The sequence below is a fragment of the Corynebacterium sp. MSK032 genome (genome assembly GCF_030232065.1).
In the GTDB taxonomy this organism is placed as follows: Bacteria; Actinomycetota; Actinomycetes; order Mycobacteriales; family Mycobacteriaceae; genus Corynebacterium; species Corynebacterium jeikeium_D.
Window position 1 is genome coordinate 1 of record NZ_JASPJR010000020.1, and the last position, 19,025, is coordinate 19,025.

Here is a 19,025-nt window from a genome sequence, read left to right on the forward strand (position 1 = left end):
TCCGGAAAGGGCCCATGAGATAAAAAGGGCCCACCCGGCGACACACCGAGCGGACACACTTTTTGTCACTTAACCCGCAAATCCACTCACCTGCATAAATACAAGAAAACCCCCGGCGTAAACCGGGGGTTTTCACTCTGCGGAGGATGTGGGATTTGAACCCACGAGGGATGTGACTCCCGCACGCGTTCCAGGCGTGTGACATAGGCCGCTAGTCGAATCCTCCAACGTCGTTAAAGACTACCCAACAAACCTCATTTTCCCAAAACGCGCCCCCTACCAGGGAAAACGAGGCATTTAAGCGACACTCCCGCGCAATCGGTGCAACCAACAACAACCAACTCCGGTTGCCGACTGCCGACTGCTGTTTCGCCCCCCACTCCCGGAATTTTTCCGGGAGTTACTTAGCCAGCCGAGCAATCGCCGCCGAGGCCTCCTCCAGCTTGGCGTCCAACTCCTCCGGGCCGCCCTCAGCCGCATGCACCACACAGTGATGGAGGTGAGCATCCAGAAGAGTTAACGCCAACGACTTCAACGCCGAATTCACCGCCGAAATCTGGGTCAAAACATCGATACAGTACTCTTCGTTCTCAATCATCCGACCAATGCCACGAACCTGCCCCTCAATGCGACGGATACGGGATTCATAACGCCGCTTCTCCGCGAGATAACCGGGATCAGTGATGTCATGGCAGCAAGAATCGTCGTAAAGCGAATGCGATTGCGACGAACAACAAGACTCACTCATGAGTTACTCCTTTTTGAATAGCTGGTTGACTCGGAGAAAAACCGCGCAGACGCAGACTGTTGCCGACCACAAAAACCGACGAAAACGCCATCGCAGCGCCAGCCAACATCGGATTCAACAACCCCAGCGCGGCGACAGGAATTGCCAAAACGTTGTAGAAAAACGCCCAAAAAAGATTCGAACGAATCGTGCGGAGCGTCCGGCGTGACAACCGCAGCGCATCCGCAGCCGCCAACAGATCACCACGCACCAGCGTGATATCCGCAGCCTCCATCGCCACATCGGTGCCCGTGCCCATCGCCATGCCCAAATCCGCCTGCGCAAGAGCCGCAGCATCATTGATGCCATCGCCGACCATCGCCACACACGCGCCGCCAGCCTGCAACTTCTCAATCGTCGCGACCTTATCCTCCGGCATCACTCCCGAAATCACATCCTCGCGAGCAATACCGACCTCATCTGCGACCCGAAACGCCGGGCCGGCGGCGTCGCCGGTCAGCAGAATCGGCCGCACCCCCCACTCCCGGAATTTCGCGACCGCAGCCGCCGACGTCGGCTTCACCGAATCCGACACCTCCAACGTGCCCAGGAGCTCTCCATCGCGGCGCACCGCAACCACCGTCCCCCCACTCCCGGAATTTTCCCCGGTGCGGCCGACCTCGATGCGGTGGCCATCCACGGTGCCTTCAACCCCCACTCCCGGAATATCCCGGAAATCCGAAACCGGGAGTAGAGAATCCGGATCCGCCGCACGCACAATAGCCTGCGCAATCGGGTGGTGCGACGCCGCCTCCACCGAAGCGGCAAGCGGCACCAGATTTTCGGGAGTGGGAGGAACCTCCGTCAACTCCATCACACCCGTAGTCACCGTGCCGGTCTTATCCAGCACAACCGTGTCGACCTTCCGCGCCGACTCCAGCACCTCCGGGCCGCGCAGCAACACACCCGCCTTGGCACCTTCACTCGTGCCGACCAGGAGCGCTGTGGGCGTCGCTAAGCCAAGCGCACACGGGCACGCGATGATGAGCACGGCGACCGCGGCCGTGACCGCCTCACTCGCGCCGTGCCCCGTGAGCAACCACGCACCGAGCGTGACCGCGGCGATCGCGATGACGGCGGGCACGAACACTCCCGAAACCCGATCCGCCAGCCGCTGCACCGGTGCCTTGCCCGTCTGCGCCGCCTCGACCATCGCTGCCATCTGCGCCAACTGCGTCTCCGAGCCCACGCGCGTCGCCCGCACAAGCAGCCGCCCGGACGTGTTAATCGTCGCCCCCGTCACCTCATCGCCAGGGCCGACCTCGACAGGCATCGGCTCGCCGGTCAGCATCGACGCATCCACCGCCGACGTGCCCTCCACGACAACGCCGTCCGTCGCGATCTTCTCACCAGGCCTAACGACGAACACCACTCCCGGGCGGAGCTGCTCCACGGGCAGCCTCTTCTCCACTCCCGAACTTTCGAGAACGGAGACCTCCTTGGCGCCGAGCTTCATCAACTCCCGGAGCGCCTGACCAGCATTGCGCTTAGAACGCTTCTCGAAATAACGACCAAGCAGCACAAACATGATGATGCCGGCCATCGCCTCGAGGTAGATGTTCATATCAGCATCGCCGGGAGTGACCGTTAAGTGGAACTCGTGCTTAAGCCCCGGCAGCCCGGCGCGCCCGAAGAACAACGCCCCGACGCTCCAGAGGAACGAGGCGGTCGTACCCATGGTGATCAGCGTGTCCATGGTGACTTCACCATGACGCAGGTTCTTCAGCGTCGCGCGATGGAACGGCCAGCCGGCCCACACAAAGACCGGCGCCGAGAGCGTGAGGCACAGCCACTGCCAATTAGTGAATTGGAGGGCAGGAATCATCGACATCGCGATGACGGGAACCGTGAGGATGACAGCGCCGACGACGCGATTGCGCAGGTCCTGCAGCTCCCGGTCTTTTTCTTCGGGAGCAGCTCCCGGTTCCTCTGCGGTCTCTTCCCTCGGAAGCTCAGCGGTGTAACCCGCCGCCACGATCGTGTCGATGAGTTGCTGCGGGTTGATGTCCGCCGGCGCCTCCACATGCGCTTTCTCGGTCGCATAGTTCACACTCGCGTTAACTCCATCAAGTTTGTTCAGCTTGCGTTGAATACGGTTTGCGCACGACGCACACGTCATCCCGCCGACGGGGATATCAAGAGTGAGAAGTTGCTGATCGGACATCTGCTTTCCTCTTTTTTGGGGATTAGTTTGCGACTGCCTTGTAGCCAGCTTCGTCCACTGCTGCGATTACGGCAGCGGTGTCGATGTCTGCCTCCGAAGTCACGGAGAGGAAATTCCGGGAGCGGTCAACCTGGACATCGGTGATTCCCGGGAGTTCAGAGACTTCCTCCCGCACCGATGCCTCGCAGTGTCCGCATGTCATGCCAGTAACAGTAAAAGTTTGATTAGCCATACCCCAATATATACCCCCTATGGGTATATCTGTAAAGCTATTCGCGCTGACGGTAGCCCGAGTAGGCCCGCCCCGCGAGAGCTGTCGGGAAGGCAAGGTTGAATTCGGGCGGCGCGTGCGGAGACGGCGGGTGGCGGTAGACCGCGCCGGAGCCGTCGTCACGCTCGAGGTGCCCGTTGAGGCCTTGCCTGTCATCATCGTTGGCGGCGTTGTGTTCTTTGCAGGTCATGACCATGTTTTCCATAGTCGTGGCGCCGCCGTTTTTCCTGGCGACCAGGTGATGGGCCTGCCCAGCGTGGGCGGGGCGCGGGCACCCGGGCCACGCGCAGATGGGGTTGTCGAGGATCATCGCGATGCGCTGTTCCTCCGTCGCCAGGCGCGGGTTGTGTATCGGGAGTAGGTCGGTCGGCGTGTTGTGCTCGTCGTAGACCAGCACCCAGCCGGTGTCCGCGAGCAATGCCTCGACGAATTGTCCGGGAGTGAGGACGGAGCCGTTGGAGGTCGCCGCAAACCGCGGGCTGTACTCCACGATGTCTTGCGCGGTTACGATGAGCGCGGGCTGGTAACGGAGCTTGTCGACGTCGTCAAGCGGCCCCTCCGACCCGTGTGCCAAGCGTTCTGCCAGCGCCTGACCGACACACCGATCCCGGGTGTAATCCTCGTGCGCTTTGGCGATTTCAGCTGCGCGCACGGTCAGCGGCGCGACCAGGTCGTCAATCATGTTCGCCGGACCGGTGACCTGCAGATGTTTCATCCCGCGGATGTCCGGATTCCGGGAGACGTGGGCGCGCAGGTGCTGCGGCGGCTCGTCGGTGCGGTTGAGCTCCTTGACCTTGGTGCGCATGTAGGTGTCGAGGCCCTCGAAGTCGTATGCTGCGGCGGCGCGGGTGAAGTCCAGGCGGTAGTACTCCCGGATTTCGACGTTGTTGAGTTGCCCGGAGCGCTTGTCGATCTGCATCACCGTGTCCAGCGACAGCTTCAGCTCCCGGGCGATCGCGACGGCCTTGTCGCGGGATTCGACGTCAACATCCTTCTCGACCGTGCCGAACAGCCGCTCGGCACAGCGCAGCAGGCGCTTGAGGCGGAAGGGGTCGAAGCCGATGCTGGCTGCCAACTCCCGGTGCCCGGTGGATTTTTCCGGGAGTGCGGCGCGCAGGTCGGCGAGCACGTCAATCCCCCGTGTCGCCAGCGCGCTGAGCAGTCCCAATGTCGTCATGGGGCTAAGGCTAGTTTCCGGGAGTGGGCGGCTTCAATCGCTTTTTGGCGTTGTCCACAGCCGTCGTAAAGCATGCACAATCTGCACAAACGGGCTTGACGACGCACTCCCGAAAGTGCCCTACCGGAACGCGACCTCTCCCACCGGCCGACGTAACTTCCGGGAGTGGAGGGTGTCGGGAGCCGCGGCCATGTCCTCGCACGCGCGCACGGCGGCCATGAGGTGCTCTTCCTTGGAGGACTGGTAGAACTCGCGGGCGGATTTCGGGAGTTTGGGTTTGTCGTGCAGCGGCATGTCGGAGACGCTGAGCAGCGCGCCGTAGGGCACCCGGAAGCGGTAGCCGTTGGCAGCGATGGTGGCGGATTCCATTTCGACGCCGATGGCGGTGGATTTCTGCAGCTCTCGGTAGAGGTCGGTCTGGGAGCGCCACTCCCAGTTGCGGTCGGAGGTCGACAGCACGGTGCCGGTGCGCAGGCGCTTTTTCAGTTCGTCGCCGGTGAGTCCGGAGACGCGGGCGAGCGCGTTAGTGACAGCGAGCTGAATTTCCGCAATTGGCGGGATGGGTTTTTCCAGGGGCACGTAGTTGTCGAGGACTCCGTCGGCGCGGTCGTAGCCGTTGGCGAGAATCATGTCGCCGATGCGCATGCGACCGTCGAGACCGGCGCAGTGTCCGACCATCATCCAGCAGTGCGGGCGCGTGACGGCGAGGCAGTCGGTGATGGTTTTGGCGTTCGAGGGGCCGACGCCGATGTCGATGATGGTGATGCCGCATTGGTCGTCGCGGAGCAAGTGGTACGCCGGCATCTGCGAGGCGTGCGCGTGCTGACGGCAAACTCCGGGAGTGGGGATGGCGCCGATGTCGTAGCGCTGCCCACCCGGGCACGCCAGCGCCGTGTACCCGTGCGGATTTCCGGGAGTGAGGGTGGCGGCGTATTCGAGGAACACGTCCGTGTGCAGCTGGTAGTTGGTAAATAGCACGAAGCGCTGGATGTTGGCGGCGTGCGAGCCGGTGTAGTGCTCGAGTCGCTGGAGGGCGAGGTCGATGCGCTGGGCGGTAAAGAGGCTCAAAGGTTTGATGAGCAGGCCCAGGTAGTCGGCTTCGCCGTCGGCGATGGTGTCGTCGATGCAGGCGGAGTCGATGGGGGTGAACGTTTTCTCCACTGCCGCCAACATGCTTGCCGACGCCCCCTCCCTCCCCGCCGCTTCCTCGGCAGCCGCATCGAAGCCGCGGCACATCCGGAGTGGGATGGGCTGGTCGGAGACGCGCACCTCGACTTCGCCGCCGTGGTTGGCGAGCAGGTCGGTGATTTGCTCGATGAGGTAGGTGCGGAACATCACCGGGCGGGTGATGGTGGTGGCATACACTCCCGGGCGGTCGACGAAGCCGTGCGACAGGGAGGGGTCGACATCCTCGACGGCGCTGCCGGCCGGGACGGTGAAGCGTAGTTCGGGGTAGTAGGCGCGCACCGGCCCACTCCCGGAATTTCCGTTAGTGGCGGCGGTGTACTGCTCGACTAAGTAGGCCATCCCTGCCCGGTGGATTTCGGTGAGCCGGTCGACGGCTGCGGCGGCGTCGGTGTAGAAGTCGCCTTCGCCTTCGGTGGGCCAGAACGGGGGTGTTGCGGAGTCTCGTACCTGCATATCCCAAGGCTAGGCGGAGAGTTTCCCGCTCGCATCCGCGCCGCGCTCATCACGCCAGGCACGCTCACGCAACCAGCTCAGTGCCGGCTCCACACTCCCTCGCGGCTGCGGCGGACCTCAAAGACCTGGTGCACATGGTAGCCGCCGATGGTGGGGATGGTGAGGAAGTGACGACCGTCGTCAAGCTCGTGCCAGAGTATGCGGCCGTAGCGTACGCCGTCGCGGACGTGGGCGCTGAGGTAGTCGGCGCGTTGCTGGCCGCGGAGGGTGGCGTAGAAGGCGGGGTCGACGGGTAGTTGGACGAGATTCCGGGAGTGGGGGTCGATGTCGGCTTCTTGCAGCCGGATGGCGACGGGTCGGCCGTCGACGAGAAGGTCAGCGGTGTGACGGCTGAGATGGATGATGTGGACGTCGCTTATTGTGGTGTGCATTTGGCGCTCCTATTCGCTCTTCCCCGCAGGCGGTCTGTGGGGCTGATCTTCCTTTGGGGCACCGGGTCCGCGAATCGGGCGGTTGCCTATCGACGCTGTCAAAGGCCATTTCTCGTCGATATCTTGTGATCGTGTCGCCCACCCTAACACCAACTAGACAGCTTTGTCTACCATCTCCCGCACGCTTTACGACGAAGCCCCCACCTTCCACTCCCGAAAGCTACCGCCTTCCACCTCGCCCGCTGACTACCCCTTCCCCATCAGCACCAGAACCACCAGCGCCACGTTGAGCGCGATGATGAGTCCGCAGATAACCCACGCGACCCGGCGCAGTAGCGGGGTGTTGGCCCAGATACCCATCTCGGCATGCGAGGAGGTCATGCGCACCAGCGGAACCAGCGCAAACGGGATACCAATCGACAGCACCACCTGGCTGAGCACCAGCGCCCACGTCGGCTCCACGCCGCTGGCGATAATGAGCAGCGCCGGAATGATGGTGACTATGCGGCGCACCAGCATCGGCACGTGCACCTTCAGTAGGTCGCGCATAATCAGGTCGCCGGCGTAGCAGCCGACGGAGGACGACGCCAGCCCGGAGGCCAACAACCCAACGCCGAAGAGCACGCCCACCACGGGGCCAAGCACGCTGGTCACGGCGGCGTGGGCACCTTCGATGGAGTCAGTCCCCTCCACTCCCGGAAGCGCTTCGGCCGCCAGACACAGCATGCCGATATTCACCGACCCAGCCAGCACGAGGGCACCGAAGACATCGAGGCGCGTGGCCCGCAGGTGCTGGCGCAGCGAGGAGTCATCTTCCACCTTGTACTCGCGGTCGCGCACCAGCCCGGAGTGCAGGTAGACCGCATGCGGCATCACGGTCGCACCCAGCATGGATGCCGCCAGCACCACGGTGTGCGCGCCTTGGAAGCGCGGCAGAATTCCGCTGGCCATCTCCCCGAGACTCAGGCCCGTGACAAACAGCCCGGCCAGGAACCCCACCGTAATGACCAGCAGGAACGCCACAATCACGCCCTCAAAAGTGCGTTGCGAACGCCCACCCTGAAGCAACAACAGCCCCAGCGAGACCACGCCAACAATGACACCGCCAAGCAGCATCGGCGTCCCAAAGAGCAGGTACAGCGCCGTGGCGCCACCAATAATTTCCGCCACATCCGTCGCTGCCGCCACAATCTCGGCCTGCACCCAGTACGCCAGTCGCCCCGGCCGGTTCGAACCAAAGCGGTCGGCAACACCTGCGGTCAGCGACCGCCCCGTCACCAGGCCGTACTTCGCCGACAGGTACTGCACAACCATCGCCATGAGGTTGGACACCACCAGCACCCACAGCAGCAGATACCCATAGCTCGCGCCCGCAGACAGGTTCGCAGCCACATTTCCGGGGTCCACGTAGGCAATCGCCGCCACAAACGCAGGCCCCAGCAGACTCATCATGGGCTTGCGGTTTTTCTCGCTTGACGACGTCACTTGCGCCCCTTGCACCCCTGAATCTTTCACCTGGCCATTATTTCACGGCCCCGACACTAAATCTTCAATCAGCCCAAAATTTGGGCAGCCATGGTGCCACCGAGATTTACTAGGCGGTCGGAGATGTCGTCGTCAAGCGGGCCGACGAACACGACGGGTTCGGCCGCAAGCTCCCACTTGTAGCCGGTCGTGATGGTTTTCATGGCGTTTTCCGCGCCGGTGGTGTCGAAACCGCCGCGAATCCAGTATGAAAATGGCAGCCCCTTAGTGACTTCCTGCGCCTCCCGGAAGGTGGTGTCGAAGAAGTGCTTGAGCGCGCCGGAGATGTAGCCGAAGTTGGCGGAGGTGCCGAGCAGGATGGCGTCGGCGCTGGTCAGGTCATCGATGGTGGCATCGAGAGCCTCGACGACCTTGACATTCACGCCCTCTAGCGCGGGATCGTTGGCACCCTCGAGCGCGTGGCTTAGGACTTCCTGCAGAAGCGGGGTCGGGGAATGGTGGACGACAAGAAGAGTAGGCATGCCCCGAGGGTAACGGCAGTGATAGGGTAAGCGCAGGTTTCAGCAACAATCCAATGTTTATCAATTCGAGTAAACGTGGCGTCCAGTAAGAAAGCCTCAAATTCGTACTGAACTAGGTGGCAATCTAAGAACGGAAAAATAGATGGAACCATACATCGGAATTGCAGTTTTTGAGTTAACAAAGCAAAGAGATTCAACCTCAGTGAATGAGAGCTTCTTCCGTGAGGACTTATACATTGTCTTTGCCGATTCTGATAGTGCCGCATACGCGCAGGTCGAAGCATTAGCCCACGAAAATGAATCAGCCCCAGAAGAGCCTTCCCACTCGGGAGGATCTGTCACGTTGCGCCACATCGTAGATGTCGCCCCCGCTCTTTACGGTCGCGTCGATACAGACATCGACATCTATTCTCGCCACTTCGCTTCCCTCGAGGATTACAAGCGCTTCGAAATGAAATTAGGTGGCAAAGATCCTCTAGCGGAGTCCTAGGCCTCGTACCATGAATCGCTTCCGCAATTTCGCAGCTGCCGCACTCCTCTTAGCCCTGACTTGCTACATTGGACTGTTTTTCGTCAGCACTGCACTCTCCGATGCCTGGACAATACCCCTCGCTGTCGGCGTCTTCGGATTCGGCCTAATCAGCTTCCTAACAGCGCTAAAAGCCCGGTCAAACGGTTTGACAATCGTAGCGGCACTAGTTGCATTCGCACTCTTGCCCCTAACGTATGCACTAGCCGTAGTTCTCGGCGGGCCCTAGAAAATCACCTGTCCGCGAGGAATTTTCAGACCCGCACGCAGGGCTTCCGGGAGGTCAGCGATGGAGTCAAGCTCTGCGCTCCCGCCACCATCGATGCCATCACCGCCACCGAGCGAATCCAAAATCCACCGCTGCGCTGCATCCGCGGGCACCTCACCGAGAGTCACGTCGCCATCCCGCTTGGACAATCGGCGCCCCTTAGAGTTCACCACCAGTGGCACGTGCACGAACGAAGGCGCCGCATACCCCAAAAGACCAGCCAAGTACGTCTGGCGCGGGGCGGAGGACATCAGGTCATCACCACGCACGACTTCAGTGATACCCTGCTCGGCATCATCGACGACGACCGCGAGGTTGTAGACCCACATGCCATCGGCACGCTGAAGGACAAAGTCATCAATCGGGGCGGTAATCTCGCCATGCAGCTCATCGGTCGCAGCCCCCTCACGCACCTGCGATTTCAGGCGTATCGACGGCCTTCTCCCCGCCGCCGCAAATTCGGCCTTTTTCGCGGCGAGGTGCTCGTCGTCAAGCGAACGGCACGTGCCGGGATACTGACCTGGCATGCCGTGCGGCGCGGAGGAGGCGGCAAGGATTTCGCGGCGCGTGCAGAAGCACGGGTAGGTCAGGCCGCGTTGCGTGAGGTCGGCGAGCGCGGATTCATACAGCTCAGAGCGTTCGGACTGGCGGACCGGCGTGCCATCCCAGTCGATGCCGATGGCCTCGAGATCGGCGAGCTGCTGCGCCTCATACTCGGGACGGGAGCGCTGGCGGTCGATATCTTCGATACGCACGATGAAGCGGCCACCCTGCGCACGGGCGTGCGCCCAGGCCAACACTGCGGTGCGCAGGTTTCCTAGGTGCAGCCGACCGGTCGGCGAGGGAGCGTAGCGGCCGGTGGGAGGTAGGAGCGTTGAACAGTTGATGGTTATCACTTGCTTTAAATTGGCCACCATTACAGATTAGCGAGCCGACTAGAAGAAATGCGACAATCCCTTCATCCAATTAAAGTTCATACAATCTTACATATTGACTATCGGCTACCCCCAGATTAGACGGTTACCAAAATAACGTCATTAATCCCCATAGGACATTAATTATTTTGTTATAGTTTTCCCATGTCGGCCTATCAAACATATTTGAGGACACTCAATAATGACTAAAAAGGGACACATAACCCGTCGTAAATTCACATCATTAATCCTAGCTGTAAGCGCTACCGTCACATCTCTTTGCGCAATGCATCCAGGAACAGCCTCCGCAAGCCCACATAGCGCTGACACATTACTCGACCAGGGAACAACCGTCTTTGGAGGCAGCGCACAGAGCAACAACCCTGCATCATATGATTATGTTCCCAAAACATCGACAGCTACTTCCGCCGTGAGAAGTGCTTCAGGATATGCATGGATTCCAGCATTCCACTACCAATTTGGAGGGGTAAACATCCCAGTTCCCGGCGGACAAATCTTCCACCGCATTGATGGCCAGCGCACTCACATTAACGAAGAAACTGCCACATACAGCGCACCTGCGAATATTTGCAATTATCGTTTCGACTTCCAAAATCGCGATAATTTCGGCCGAATTGTATCTACTAGATCGACTGGCATACATAACGGTTGTCAATTCGGAATGGTGGGGCATGCGCCACTCAAAAACTTTGATATCCAACCTGGAATGATGTGCGCCCGCCTTTTCGTAAGTGGATCTTTCCGAGGTGAGCAATGTCACCACATCTACAGATAAAATCACTACAGTTCATTTCCGCTGCAGGAATAGCGGTAAGCATTCTTTGCATACTAGGTATCGCAAATGGCATGTATACGCTGGGACAGCTTGCTCAGCAAACTACTCACATGAGCACAACCGCTGTCACTGCAAAGGCCGACAGGGCATTGCTCTATTCTGAAATTTCTCTAGTGTCTCTCATCGTTAGCTGCATTGCACTATTTATTTGCAGCATTCGTATGAAAAATATTAGTTACGAGAAGAAATCCTAGCGGCTCACAGAGAGACTGGCCCCCGGAGATTTCGGCTCTCGCTAGAAAAATTCAACCTCGAAGACTTCATCGGCGCTCGCTTGGAGCCCTAAGCGGCAGGTAACATTCCCTCCCGTGACAAATAACGAAAACCTGCCCAAGTCTGGGCCGGGCAACGCCGAGGCTGCCGCTGTGAGCACCTCGCACGCGCCCGAGAACGCAACTAAGTCCGACTCCACAGCAACCACGCCACGCCACATCCCGGTACCGAAATCGCTGTACCCGATGTTCACGGCCATTTTCATTGGCGTGCTGATTGTCTCCAACATCACCGCCACCAAGGGCGTGGAAATCTTCGGCCTGGCCACCGACGGTGCCTTCTTCCTCTTCCCCTTGAGCTACGTCATCGGCGACGTGCTTTCCGAGTGCTATGGCTACAAAGCCACCCGCCGCACCGTGTGGACCGGTTTCGCCATCCTCGCCGGCGCAATGCTCTGCTTCTTTGCCGCCATCAAGCTCCCGGCGGCACCGTGGTACGAGAATCAGGAAGCCTTCGCCACTGTGCTGGGCACCGTCCCGCAGCTTGTTCTCGCAGGTCTGGCCGGTTATGTCGTCGGTCAGCTGCTCAACGCCTGGTCGCTCAACGCCATTAAGAAGCGCACTGGTGAAAAGGCTCTCTGGGCGCGACTGATGGGCTCGACTGTGGTTGGCGAGTTCGTCGATACGCTCATCTTCTGCTCCATCGCCGCCACCGCTATCGGCATCGATACCTGGGGTACCTTCGTCAACTACGTCATCGTCGGCTTCATCTGGAAGACCGCCGTCGAGATTGTAGTCATGCCAGTCACCTACGCCGTCATCGCGTGGGTCAAGCGCCGCGAAGGCTACTACGACACGCGCGTTCCCGCTTAACGACGAAAAAAGTGCCGCGACCTCGCCTGAGAAGCGAGTAGTCGCGGCACTTTTTGCTTTTACTTCACATCCCGTTTGGCATTGACCCAATGAGCAACGCCAACAGCCACAACAATCCAGGCCACCAGCACCACGATGTTGAACCACATCGGCTGCGTCATGCCGGCCTCAAACCCGATGCGTGGATTCTCCGGATTTGCCATCAGACCGCCCAATTGCGTCGACAACTGCTGAATGCGTGCACCCGGCGTGACCAGCCACAGTGGCCGGAAAATCGCATACGCGAGCGCCGCGAACTCCAGCATGCTTTCCACCACCAGAATCCACACCAGCGGAATGGCGACAGCGGCCACGCGCGAGCGCGTCAGCACTCCCAGCGACATCGCGATTAGTCCAAACACTACAAAGCCAAGCACTCCGGCGAGCATGTCCGTGGCAGCGTCGCCGCCCTTGAACTCCACGCGCGGGGAAACCGTCACCGATAGCCAAGCAAGCGCCACACCAATGACCCAACAGACAGCAATCAGCACAAGGGTCAGCGTCATCCGTGCCGAAAGCCACAGGCTCCTTCGGTCCTGCGTCAAGAACGCATGCGCATTCATCTGATCGTTGTACTCACCCGCCAGGGTGGAGCCACCAAAGGCAATCACGATCATGTTGAAGATCACGGTCCCCAACAGCAGCAATTCCCAATCAGCGGTTGCACCAGCGTCCGCCGCCATGCTGAAAGCCGCCATCGGCCCAGCTATCGAGCCCACCAACAACACCACATACACCCACGTGCCACGCAGGCTGGCTAGCTTCGTCCACTCCGACCGCAAAGCGTTTCCAAAACTCATCTCAGTCACTCCCCTACTGCCCAATCGCCTGCGCGCGGTATTCCTGCGATTCCTGGGTCGCAGCCAGGAACTTTTCCTCCAGGTTGTCGCGCTTCGTGTGCAACCGCGTCACCAACAGCCCCTCACGCAGAGCAGCGGCCGCAATGTCGCGGCGGAGTTGCTGCTCGCTGATGCCGTCGTAAAGCGGAATGCGCAATTGCTTATCGACGTCAACCCCACGCGCGACCGGCCCTAACGCCTGCAGCAGCCGAGCGGGGTCATCGACTTCAACTTCGATGACCGTGCCGTCGGAAAGGAATTCATCCATGCTGTACTCGCCGATCATGCGACCGCGGCCGATGACGACGATGCGGTCGGCGGTGAGCTGCATCTCGGAAAGGAGGTGCGACGACACGAGGACAGCGCAGCCCTGTGCGGCCAGCGCCTTGATGGTGTGGCGCATCCACGAGACGCCTTCGGGGTCCAGGCCGTTGACCGGCTCATCCAAAATCAGATGCTGCGGCTTGCCGAGCAGAGCCGCTGCCACTCCCAGACGCTGCTTCATGCCCAGCGAGTAGCCGCCGACCTTGTCCTTCGCCGCCTCGGTCATGCCGACCTGCTCAAGGCACTCTTCCACGCGGGTGTCGGGGATGCCGGCGCCGCGGGCGAGGGCCCGCAGATGAGCGCGGCCCGAACGAGCCTTGTTGTGCCAACCGGCATCCAGAATTGCACCGGCGATGCTGGGCTTATTCTTCAGCGTGGAAAAGGGCTGGTTGCTGTAGGTGTTGCCCTGGGAATCCGTCCCGGTGAACAAGGCCTGGCCCGTGGTCGGGGTATCGAGGCCCAGCATGCAGCGCATGGTGGTGGACTTGCCGGAGCCATTTGGGCCGAGAAAACCTGTCACTACACCGTCGGGAACGGTGAAGGACAGGTCATCGACGGCTAATTTCGAACCGTACTTCTTGCTGAGTCGTTCAACCGTGATCATGTCCTCCATGATGCCGGTTGAGACTGCCTCGCGCAGTAGAGCTAGGTCTAGTTTTGGGCTTCCCCCGGGCCCGCCCAGCCGCCACTTCACGCCACGGGTGTCACCTCATGCCACCTCCACAGATGGCACGAGGTGACATGGCTGTCGTGAAGTGCGAAAAGGCAGAAGCCTAGCCCCAGCCCAGCCACAGCCCAACCGACCCAAGCACTCCCCAGCCCAGCCGGCCCCTAATTCCCCACCGCACGACCACCGTTGGCGTAGTAGCGGCCCATGAACTCATCGCGATACTCGAAGAACCGGTCCTCCAGGATCGCAGCCCGAATGTTCTCCACCAGCTGCACCATGAAAAACAGGTTGTGAATCGTGCACAGCGTGCCAGCCAGGTACTCCTTGGCCTTCAACAGATGATGCAGGTAGGCCCGGGAATAATTCAGCGAAGTGTAGGAGGGCACCTCCGCATCCACGGGGCGGAAGTCGTTCTTGAAGCGGGCATTCGTCAAGGTCATCCGGCCATCGAGCGTGTACACACCACCACGGCGGGCAAGCCTGGTCGGAGCCACGCAGTCAAAGGTGTCGGCACCGGCCTCGACAGCGGCGAAAATATCGTCCGGCTCGGAAATCCCCAGCAGGTGGCGGGCGCGGTCGTCGGGAAGCTCGTCGTTGACCCAACCGCAGATCAGGCCCAGATTCTGCTTCTCAATCGCCCCACCAATGCCATAGCCGTGGAAGCCGAGCTGGCCGGCGTCCTCGAACTCGCGGGAGAGCTCCACCAGCCCGCGCGCGGCCTTGCGGCGCAGGTCTTCGTACTGCGCACCCTGCACGACACCGAATAACTGCTGGATGGGCAACTGGCCGTCGTCAAGCGAATGGACGTGCGCGTCAACCTGACCGCGCGAAACTGTCAGCTCGTTGTGAGCCTGAAGGCAACGACGCGCCCAGCGGTGCGTGCGCTCGACGGATGCCTCCTGGTAGCCGCGGGTGTTCATGAGCGTGGTGAGCTCGTCGAACGCCATCATGATGTCGGCGCCCAGCGCGTGCTGAATACGCATGGACACCTCCGGCGTGAAGCGGTGCTCGGAGCCGTCGATGTGCGAGCGGAAAGTCACGCCGTCCTCGTCGACGAACGCGTTGCGCTCTTTGCCCTCGGCGACGATGTCGTCTTTCTGCATGCCGGTGACGTCCATCGCGAGGGTCTTTTTAAAGCCTGCGCCGAGGCTGAGCACCTGGAATCCGCCGGAGTCGGTGTATGTCGGGCCGTTCCAGTTGGAGAACTTTGCCAACCCGCCGGCCTGGTCGACGATTTCCTCGCCGGGCTGCAGGTACAGGTGGTACGCGTTCGACAGCATCGCCTGCGCGCCGGTGGATCGCACCTGCTCGGGCGTGAGCGTCTTCACGGTCGCTTTCGTGCCGACCGGAATGAACGCCGGCGTAGCAATATCGCCATGCGGGGTGTGGATGGTGCCAGCACGTCCGCGCGCGCCTTCGATTTGCTTTACGACGTCAAAGCCCGTCGTCCTCGACTGCGACATGAAGCTCCTTGGTTGTGGTCCAGTGCTAATGCCTTGAGGTTACCTGGGTGCTATTCGCGAGTTACTCAGCGCTGTCATTTTCCTCGGGGTGGGCAGCGTTTTCCGGGTCCCACACGGCGCGGCTACGACGTGGCGCTTCCTCTTCGAGTCCTTCGCGCTTCATCAGTTCCGCAACCGTAATCTTCTTCCGCTTGCGAGCCGGGCTGAAGTACGGGCGGACCTCGATATCCTTGGCGTTTTCCGGGTTCGGCTGGGCGTCGGTTGGTTCAGCTGGCGCGGACTGCATGAGCTGTTCGGTCGGCTCTGCCTGCTCCGGCTGCTCTGCCTGCTCCGGCTGCTCTGTCGGCTCCGGCTGTTCGGCCTGCTCCGGCTCAGCTGGTGCCGTCGGGGCGGACGGTTCGGCCTGCTTGGCCTGGTCAACGGGCTCGAGCTCTTCCAGCTTTGCCTTCTTCCACCTCGGAATCCAGCGGTTACGCTTCTTGGTCGCAACCGCCACAGCGGTACCACCTGCTGCGCCCGCTGCGCCCGCCGCGCCCGCCGCAGCGGCTGCACCAGCACCGACTTCACCATCGGCACTGTCTGTTTCGTCCTCGTCAGCGTCCGTGTCGCCAAAGCCACGCCCAGCACCTTCGCTTTCGGGCAACAGGGACTCACCGCGAGCCATACGCTCGCGGCGGCCCTTCTCCACCAGCTCCTCGGAAACCTCTTCCAGGGCAGAGCCTTCGACATCCACAGAAGGCAACACCTTGTCCAGCCACTTCGGCATGTACCACGTAGCGCGGCCAAGCAGGAACATGGATGCCGGGATGAAGGTCATGCGAATAACGAAGGCGTCGAAAAGCACTGCGGCACCCAGCGCGAAGCCGAATACCTTAATAATCGCCAGGGGCTGCCCGGCGAAAGCCGCGAAGACGGAGATCATAATAATCGCAGCGGCCGTGACCACACGAGCGCCGAGAGTAAAGCCTTCAACGACCGATTCTTCGACCGCGTTGTACTTCGATTCTGGCGAGGATTCACCCTTGTTGTGGGTGTAATGCTCGCGCATGCGGGAAACCAGGAAGACCTGATAGTCCATGGCCAAACCGAACGTCACACCAATGAGGAAGATTGGCACAAAGCTGACCAGCGGACCCGGAGTGCTAATCACTCCCCAGAGGCCATCCTGGAAAAATGCCACCGTGACACCGAATGCGGCTGCGACAGAGAGCAAGAAGCCCACACCGGCAGTCACCGGCACCATCAGGGAGCGGAAAATCATCAGTAGCAGAATCACTGCCAGCCCCACGACAACGCCCAAGTAGAGCGGCATTGCGCCCTGGAGGCGGTCGGTGATGTCAATTTCAATAGGAACCAGACCAGTGACACCGGTGAATAGGCCGGTGGTCTGCTCAATCTGCTTCTGCTGATCGCGCACCGCGTTCATCAGCTGCTTGGTCGCAGGATCGAGTGGACCCGACTTCGGGGTCATAATCATCTTGACCGCAGTGCCGTCATGATTCATGCCAATCATCTGGATGTGCTCGACACCGACGTTGGATTTGAACTGGTCGACAGCGTAACTATAGGAAGCCTTGCGGGCGGCCTCGATGTCAGAGAGTTCCGGGTTGGTCTGTCTCAGGGACTCGATAAGTGGTTTGAGCACCGGTGCATCGGGCTTCACATCGTCCGACTTGGCAATAATGATGAGCTGAGAGTTACGTCCCGCACCGAAGCCCTCTTCAATCATGGTGATGGCCTTGCGGTTCGTGCTGTCCTTAGCCGCAGTAGAGTCGGACGGCAGCGCCAGCTTCAAGTGCATGGCCGGGTAGGCCAATGCCAACAGCAAGACGATACAGCCGACCAGGAACAACCCTGGGGCCTTGTGCACGAAAGTGACCCAACGTCGCCCCATCGTCATCTCACCGAAGAAGGAAGAGCGACGTTCCTTGCGCGGGTTACGCGAGGGGTTGCCAGCAACACCGGGCACGCGACCAGCGAAGACCTTGTCGCCCAGCAGAGACATAACTGCCGGCAGCAGGGTCAGAGAGACCAGCACTGTGAAGGCCACCGTAATTGCCGCCGAAATACCCATCAGAGACATGAACGGCACCTTGGCGACCGTCAGCGCTGCCAAAGCGACAATCACGGTGAGGCCGGCGAAAACCACAGCGGAGCCAGCCGTACCGGTAGCCATGCCGATGGCGTCTTCGTTGGTCATCCCTCGGGCTCTTTCTGCCCTGTAGCGAGAGAGGATGAACAGTGCGTAGTCAATACCGACAGCCAGGCCGAACATGACGGCAAGTACCGGGGTAATCGAGTTGACGTCGGTGAATGCGGTCATCAATGTCACGCCGAAGACACCGATGATAATGCCCACTACCGCCGTCACAATAGGCAGGAACGAAGCGACCAGAGATCCGAAGGTGACAACCAGCACGATAAATGCCACGGTCACACCGATAATCTCCGAGGTCGGAGCTACCTCAATCGCGGGCTGCATGCCCGGGCCAGAGGCCTCGACCTTGATACCGGCGTCACGACCGGCCTGCATTGCGTCGAGAAGCGCCTGCATATTCTCCGGCTCGATGTCCTGCGGCATCTTGGCGTCGAAAACGAAGGTGGAAATACCGTAGCGACCGTCATCGGACACGGTACGCAGCGCATTGGCATCGGCCTCGGCAACATCCTTGGGCAGGCCGGCGGCCATGCCCTGTTCCTTGACCATCGCCTGCATCTTCGGATTGAGGTCTACCGGGTTGTGAAGTTGCAAATCATCGGAGATTTGGCCGACATTGTCGCGGATGCCGTTAATGACCTGGTCAACAGCTTCTTTATTCTGTGGGTCATCGAGCCTCTGCCCCTCCGGGGCCTCGAAGGCGACATAAATACGCTGCTCTCGAATTGGGTTCGGAACATCGGGGAACTTTTCCTCAATCACGTGCGAAGCCGTTGCCGACGGCATGCCGGGGATCGAGAACTGGTCGATGAACCCCTTCTGGAATGCGGCAACTGCACCGCCCAGCCCCGCCAAAATCAGGAACCACGCGATGATCACAGTCCATTTATGCAGGTAGGAGAACCTGCCGAGTTTGAACAAGGCCTTTGCCATGTCAAGTTTCCCTTACGTCTAATATTCGCCTGGACCGCCCCCAACTGCAGCTTCCCCAAGTTCGCGCTACCCAAGCACTCCCTCGGACTTCACCTGCAGTTTGAAGCCTCTTCGCTACTCCGATGCTAGCGACCACCCCGGATTGGCCAACATCAACTCTGGCGCTGACGCGGTCATTGGGGGCGGGCACGACATAAAAACCGGAAATACTTTTGCTAAGAGTAGCGGACTTCCCGGATAAACGTGAACAATGGGGTGTGTGTTACTGATGTTAATTTTGTGATTTAGGTGCTCCAGGTCGGGCGCCTCACCATTTGCCGCTTTACGACGGACACCTCCCACACCTCCACCACACCCAGGCAATCAGGGCCGATTAAATGCAAAACCCCCGGGGCGGGTTAAGTGACAAAAAGTGTGTCTGATTTTCAGCCTATTTGCTGGTCAGGCCGCATAAAACGGGCTTATATAAG

At 60.4% G+C, this 19,025-nt stretch carries 15 protein-coding genes, 1 tRNA gene and 1 riboswitch; of the genes, 2 read left to right on the forward strand and 14 right to left on the reverse strand.

The annotated features are described in order from the left end of the window. Positions 1 to 140 precede the first annotated feature (140 nt). From QP995_RS10210 to QP995_RS10250, 9 genes are all read right to left on the reverse strand, one after another. Positions 141 to 226: transfer RNA gene (locus tag QP995_RS10210), tRNA-Ser, on the reverse strand. 174 nt (positions 227 to 400) lie between these two features. Next, a complete protein-coding gene (locus QP995_RS10215; RefSeq protein WP_150961561.1) occupies positions 401 to 748 on the reverse strand; it encodes a metal-sensitive transcriptional regulator in 348 nt (115 codons plus the stop codon). Further along, positions 741 to 2,951: a heavy metal translocating P-type ATPase gene (locus tag QP995_RS10220; RefSeq protein ID WP_150961559.1), complete on the reverse strand. Its 2,211-nt coding sequence runs from the start codon at positions 2,949 to 2,951 to the stop codon at positions 741 to 743. Before QP995_RS10220 ends, QP995_RS10215 begins: the two co-directional genes overlap by 8 nt. A gap of 22 nt (positions 2,952 to 2,973) precedes the next feature. Then, complete coding sequence (locus tag QP995_RS10225) at positions 2,974 to 3,183, reverse strand: heavy-metal-associated domain-containing protein (protein WP_038627335.1); 210 nt, start codon at positions 3,181 to 3,183, stop codon at positions 2,974 to 2,976. Between the two features lie 37 nt (positions 3,184 to 3,220). Further along, positions 3,221 to 4,399, reverse strand: coding sequence for an HNH endonuclease signature motif containing protein (locus tag QP995_RS10230; protein ID WP_049172423.1), 1,179 nt, complete (start codon positions 4,397 to 4,399; stop codon positions 3,221 to 3,223). A gap of 120 nt (positions 4,400 to 4,519) precedes the next feature. Further along, positions 4,520 to 6,040, reverse strand: coding sequence for an AMP nucleosidase (locus tag QP995_RS10235; RefSeq protein WP_284853176.1), 1,521 nt, complete (start codon positions 6,038 to 6,040; stop codon positions 4,520 to 4,522). A 77-nt stretch (positions 6,041 to 6,117) separates the two neighbouring features. Further along, entirely contained in the window at positions 6,118 to 6,471 is a 354-nt protein-coding gene (locus tag QP995_RS10240) for a hypothetical protein (RefSeq protein WP_016421862.1), read from the reverse strand. Between the two features lie 10 nt (positions 6,472 to 6,481). After that, positions 6,482 to 6,602, reverse strand: a riboswitch (SAM riboswitch). A 115-nt stretch (positions 6,603 to 6,717) separates the two neighbouring features. After that, on the reverse strand, positions 6,718 to 7,956 hold the full coding sequence (locus QP995_RS10245; RefSeq protein WP_502869803.1) for an Nramp family divalent metal transporter: 1,239 nt from the start codon (positions 7,954 to 7,956) through the stop codon (positions 6,718 to 6,720). Between the two features lie 68 nt (positions 7,957 to 8,024). Next, positions 8,025 to 8,477: a flavodoxin family protein gene (locus tag QP995_RS10250; protein ID WP_147766041.1), complete on the reverse strand. Its 453-nt coding sequence runs from the start codon at positions 8,475 to 8,477 to the stop codon at positions 8,025 to 8,027. 142 nt (positions 8,478 to 8,619) lie between these two features. On the opposite strand from QP995_RS10250, the gene QP995_RS10255 reads away from it, so the two are divergent. Beyond that, positions 8,620 to 8,967 (forward strand): DUF4288 domain-containing protein, encoded by a 348-nt coding sequence (locus QP995_RS10255; protein ID WP_070851250.1) that lies wholly within the window; start codon positions 8,620 to 8,622, stop codon positions 8,965 to 8,967. 264 nt (positions 8,968 to 9,231) lie between these two features. Here the strand turns inward: QP995_RS10255 and gluQRS are convergent, their stop codons facing one another. After that, entirely contained in the window at positions 9,232 to 10,170 is a 939-nt protein-coding gene (gene gluQRS, locus QP995_RS10260; RefSeq protein ID WP_284853177.1) for a tRNA glutamyl-Q(34) synthetase GluQRS, read from the reverse strand. Positions 10,171 to 11,352: 1,182 nt separating this feature from the next. On the opposite strand from gluQRS, the gene QP995_RS10265 reads away from it, so the two are divergent. Beyond that, positions 11,353 to 12,129 carry a queuosine precursor transporter gene (locus QP995_RS10265; protein ID WP_016421852.1) on the forward strand — a complete coding sequence of 259 codons (777 nt, stop codon included), beginning with the start codon at positions 11,353 to 11,355 and terminating at the stop codon, positions 12,127 to 12,129. Positions 12,130 to 12,188: 59 nt separating this feature from the next. Here the strand turns inward: QP995_RS10265 and QP995_RS10270 are convergent, their stop codons facing one another. The 4 genes from QP995_RS10270 to QP995_RS10285 form a co-directional block, all read right to left on the reverse strand. Further along, a complete protein-coding gene (locus tag QP995_RS10270; protein ID WP_049190211.1) occupies positions 12,189 to 12,968 on the reverse strand; it encodes an ABc transport system integral membrane protein in 780 nt (259 codons plus the stop codon). A 13-nt stretch (positions 12,969 to 12,981) separates the two neighbouring features. Then, entirely contained in the window at positions 12,982 to 13,935 is a 954-nt protein-coding gene (locus tag QP995_RS10275) for an ABC transporter ATP-binding protein (protein WP_049190213.1), read from the reverse strand. Positions 13,936 to 14,162: 227 nt separating this feature from the next. Beyond that, positions 14,163 to 15,464, reverse strand: a complete 1,302-nt coding sequence (tgt, locus tag QP995_RS10280; protein WP_070862829.1) for a tRNA guanosine(34) transglycosylase Tgt — start codon at positions 15,462 to 15,464, stop codon at positions 14,163 to 14,165. A gap of 61 nt (positions 15,465 to 15,525) precedes the next feature. Then, complete coding sequence (locus QP995_RS10285; protein ID WP_284853178.1) at positions 15,526 to 18,555, reverse strand: MMPL family transporter; 3,030 nt, start codon at positions 18,553 to 18,555, stop codon at positions 15,526 to 15,528. Positions 18,556 to 19,025: the final 470 nt, after the last annotated feature.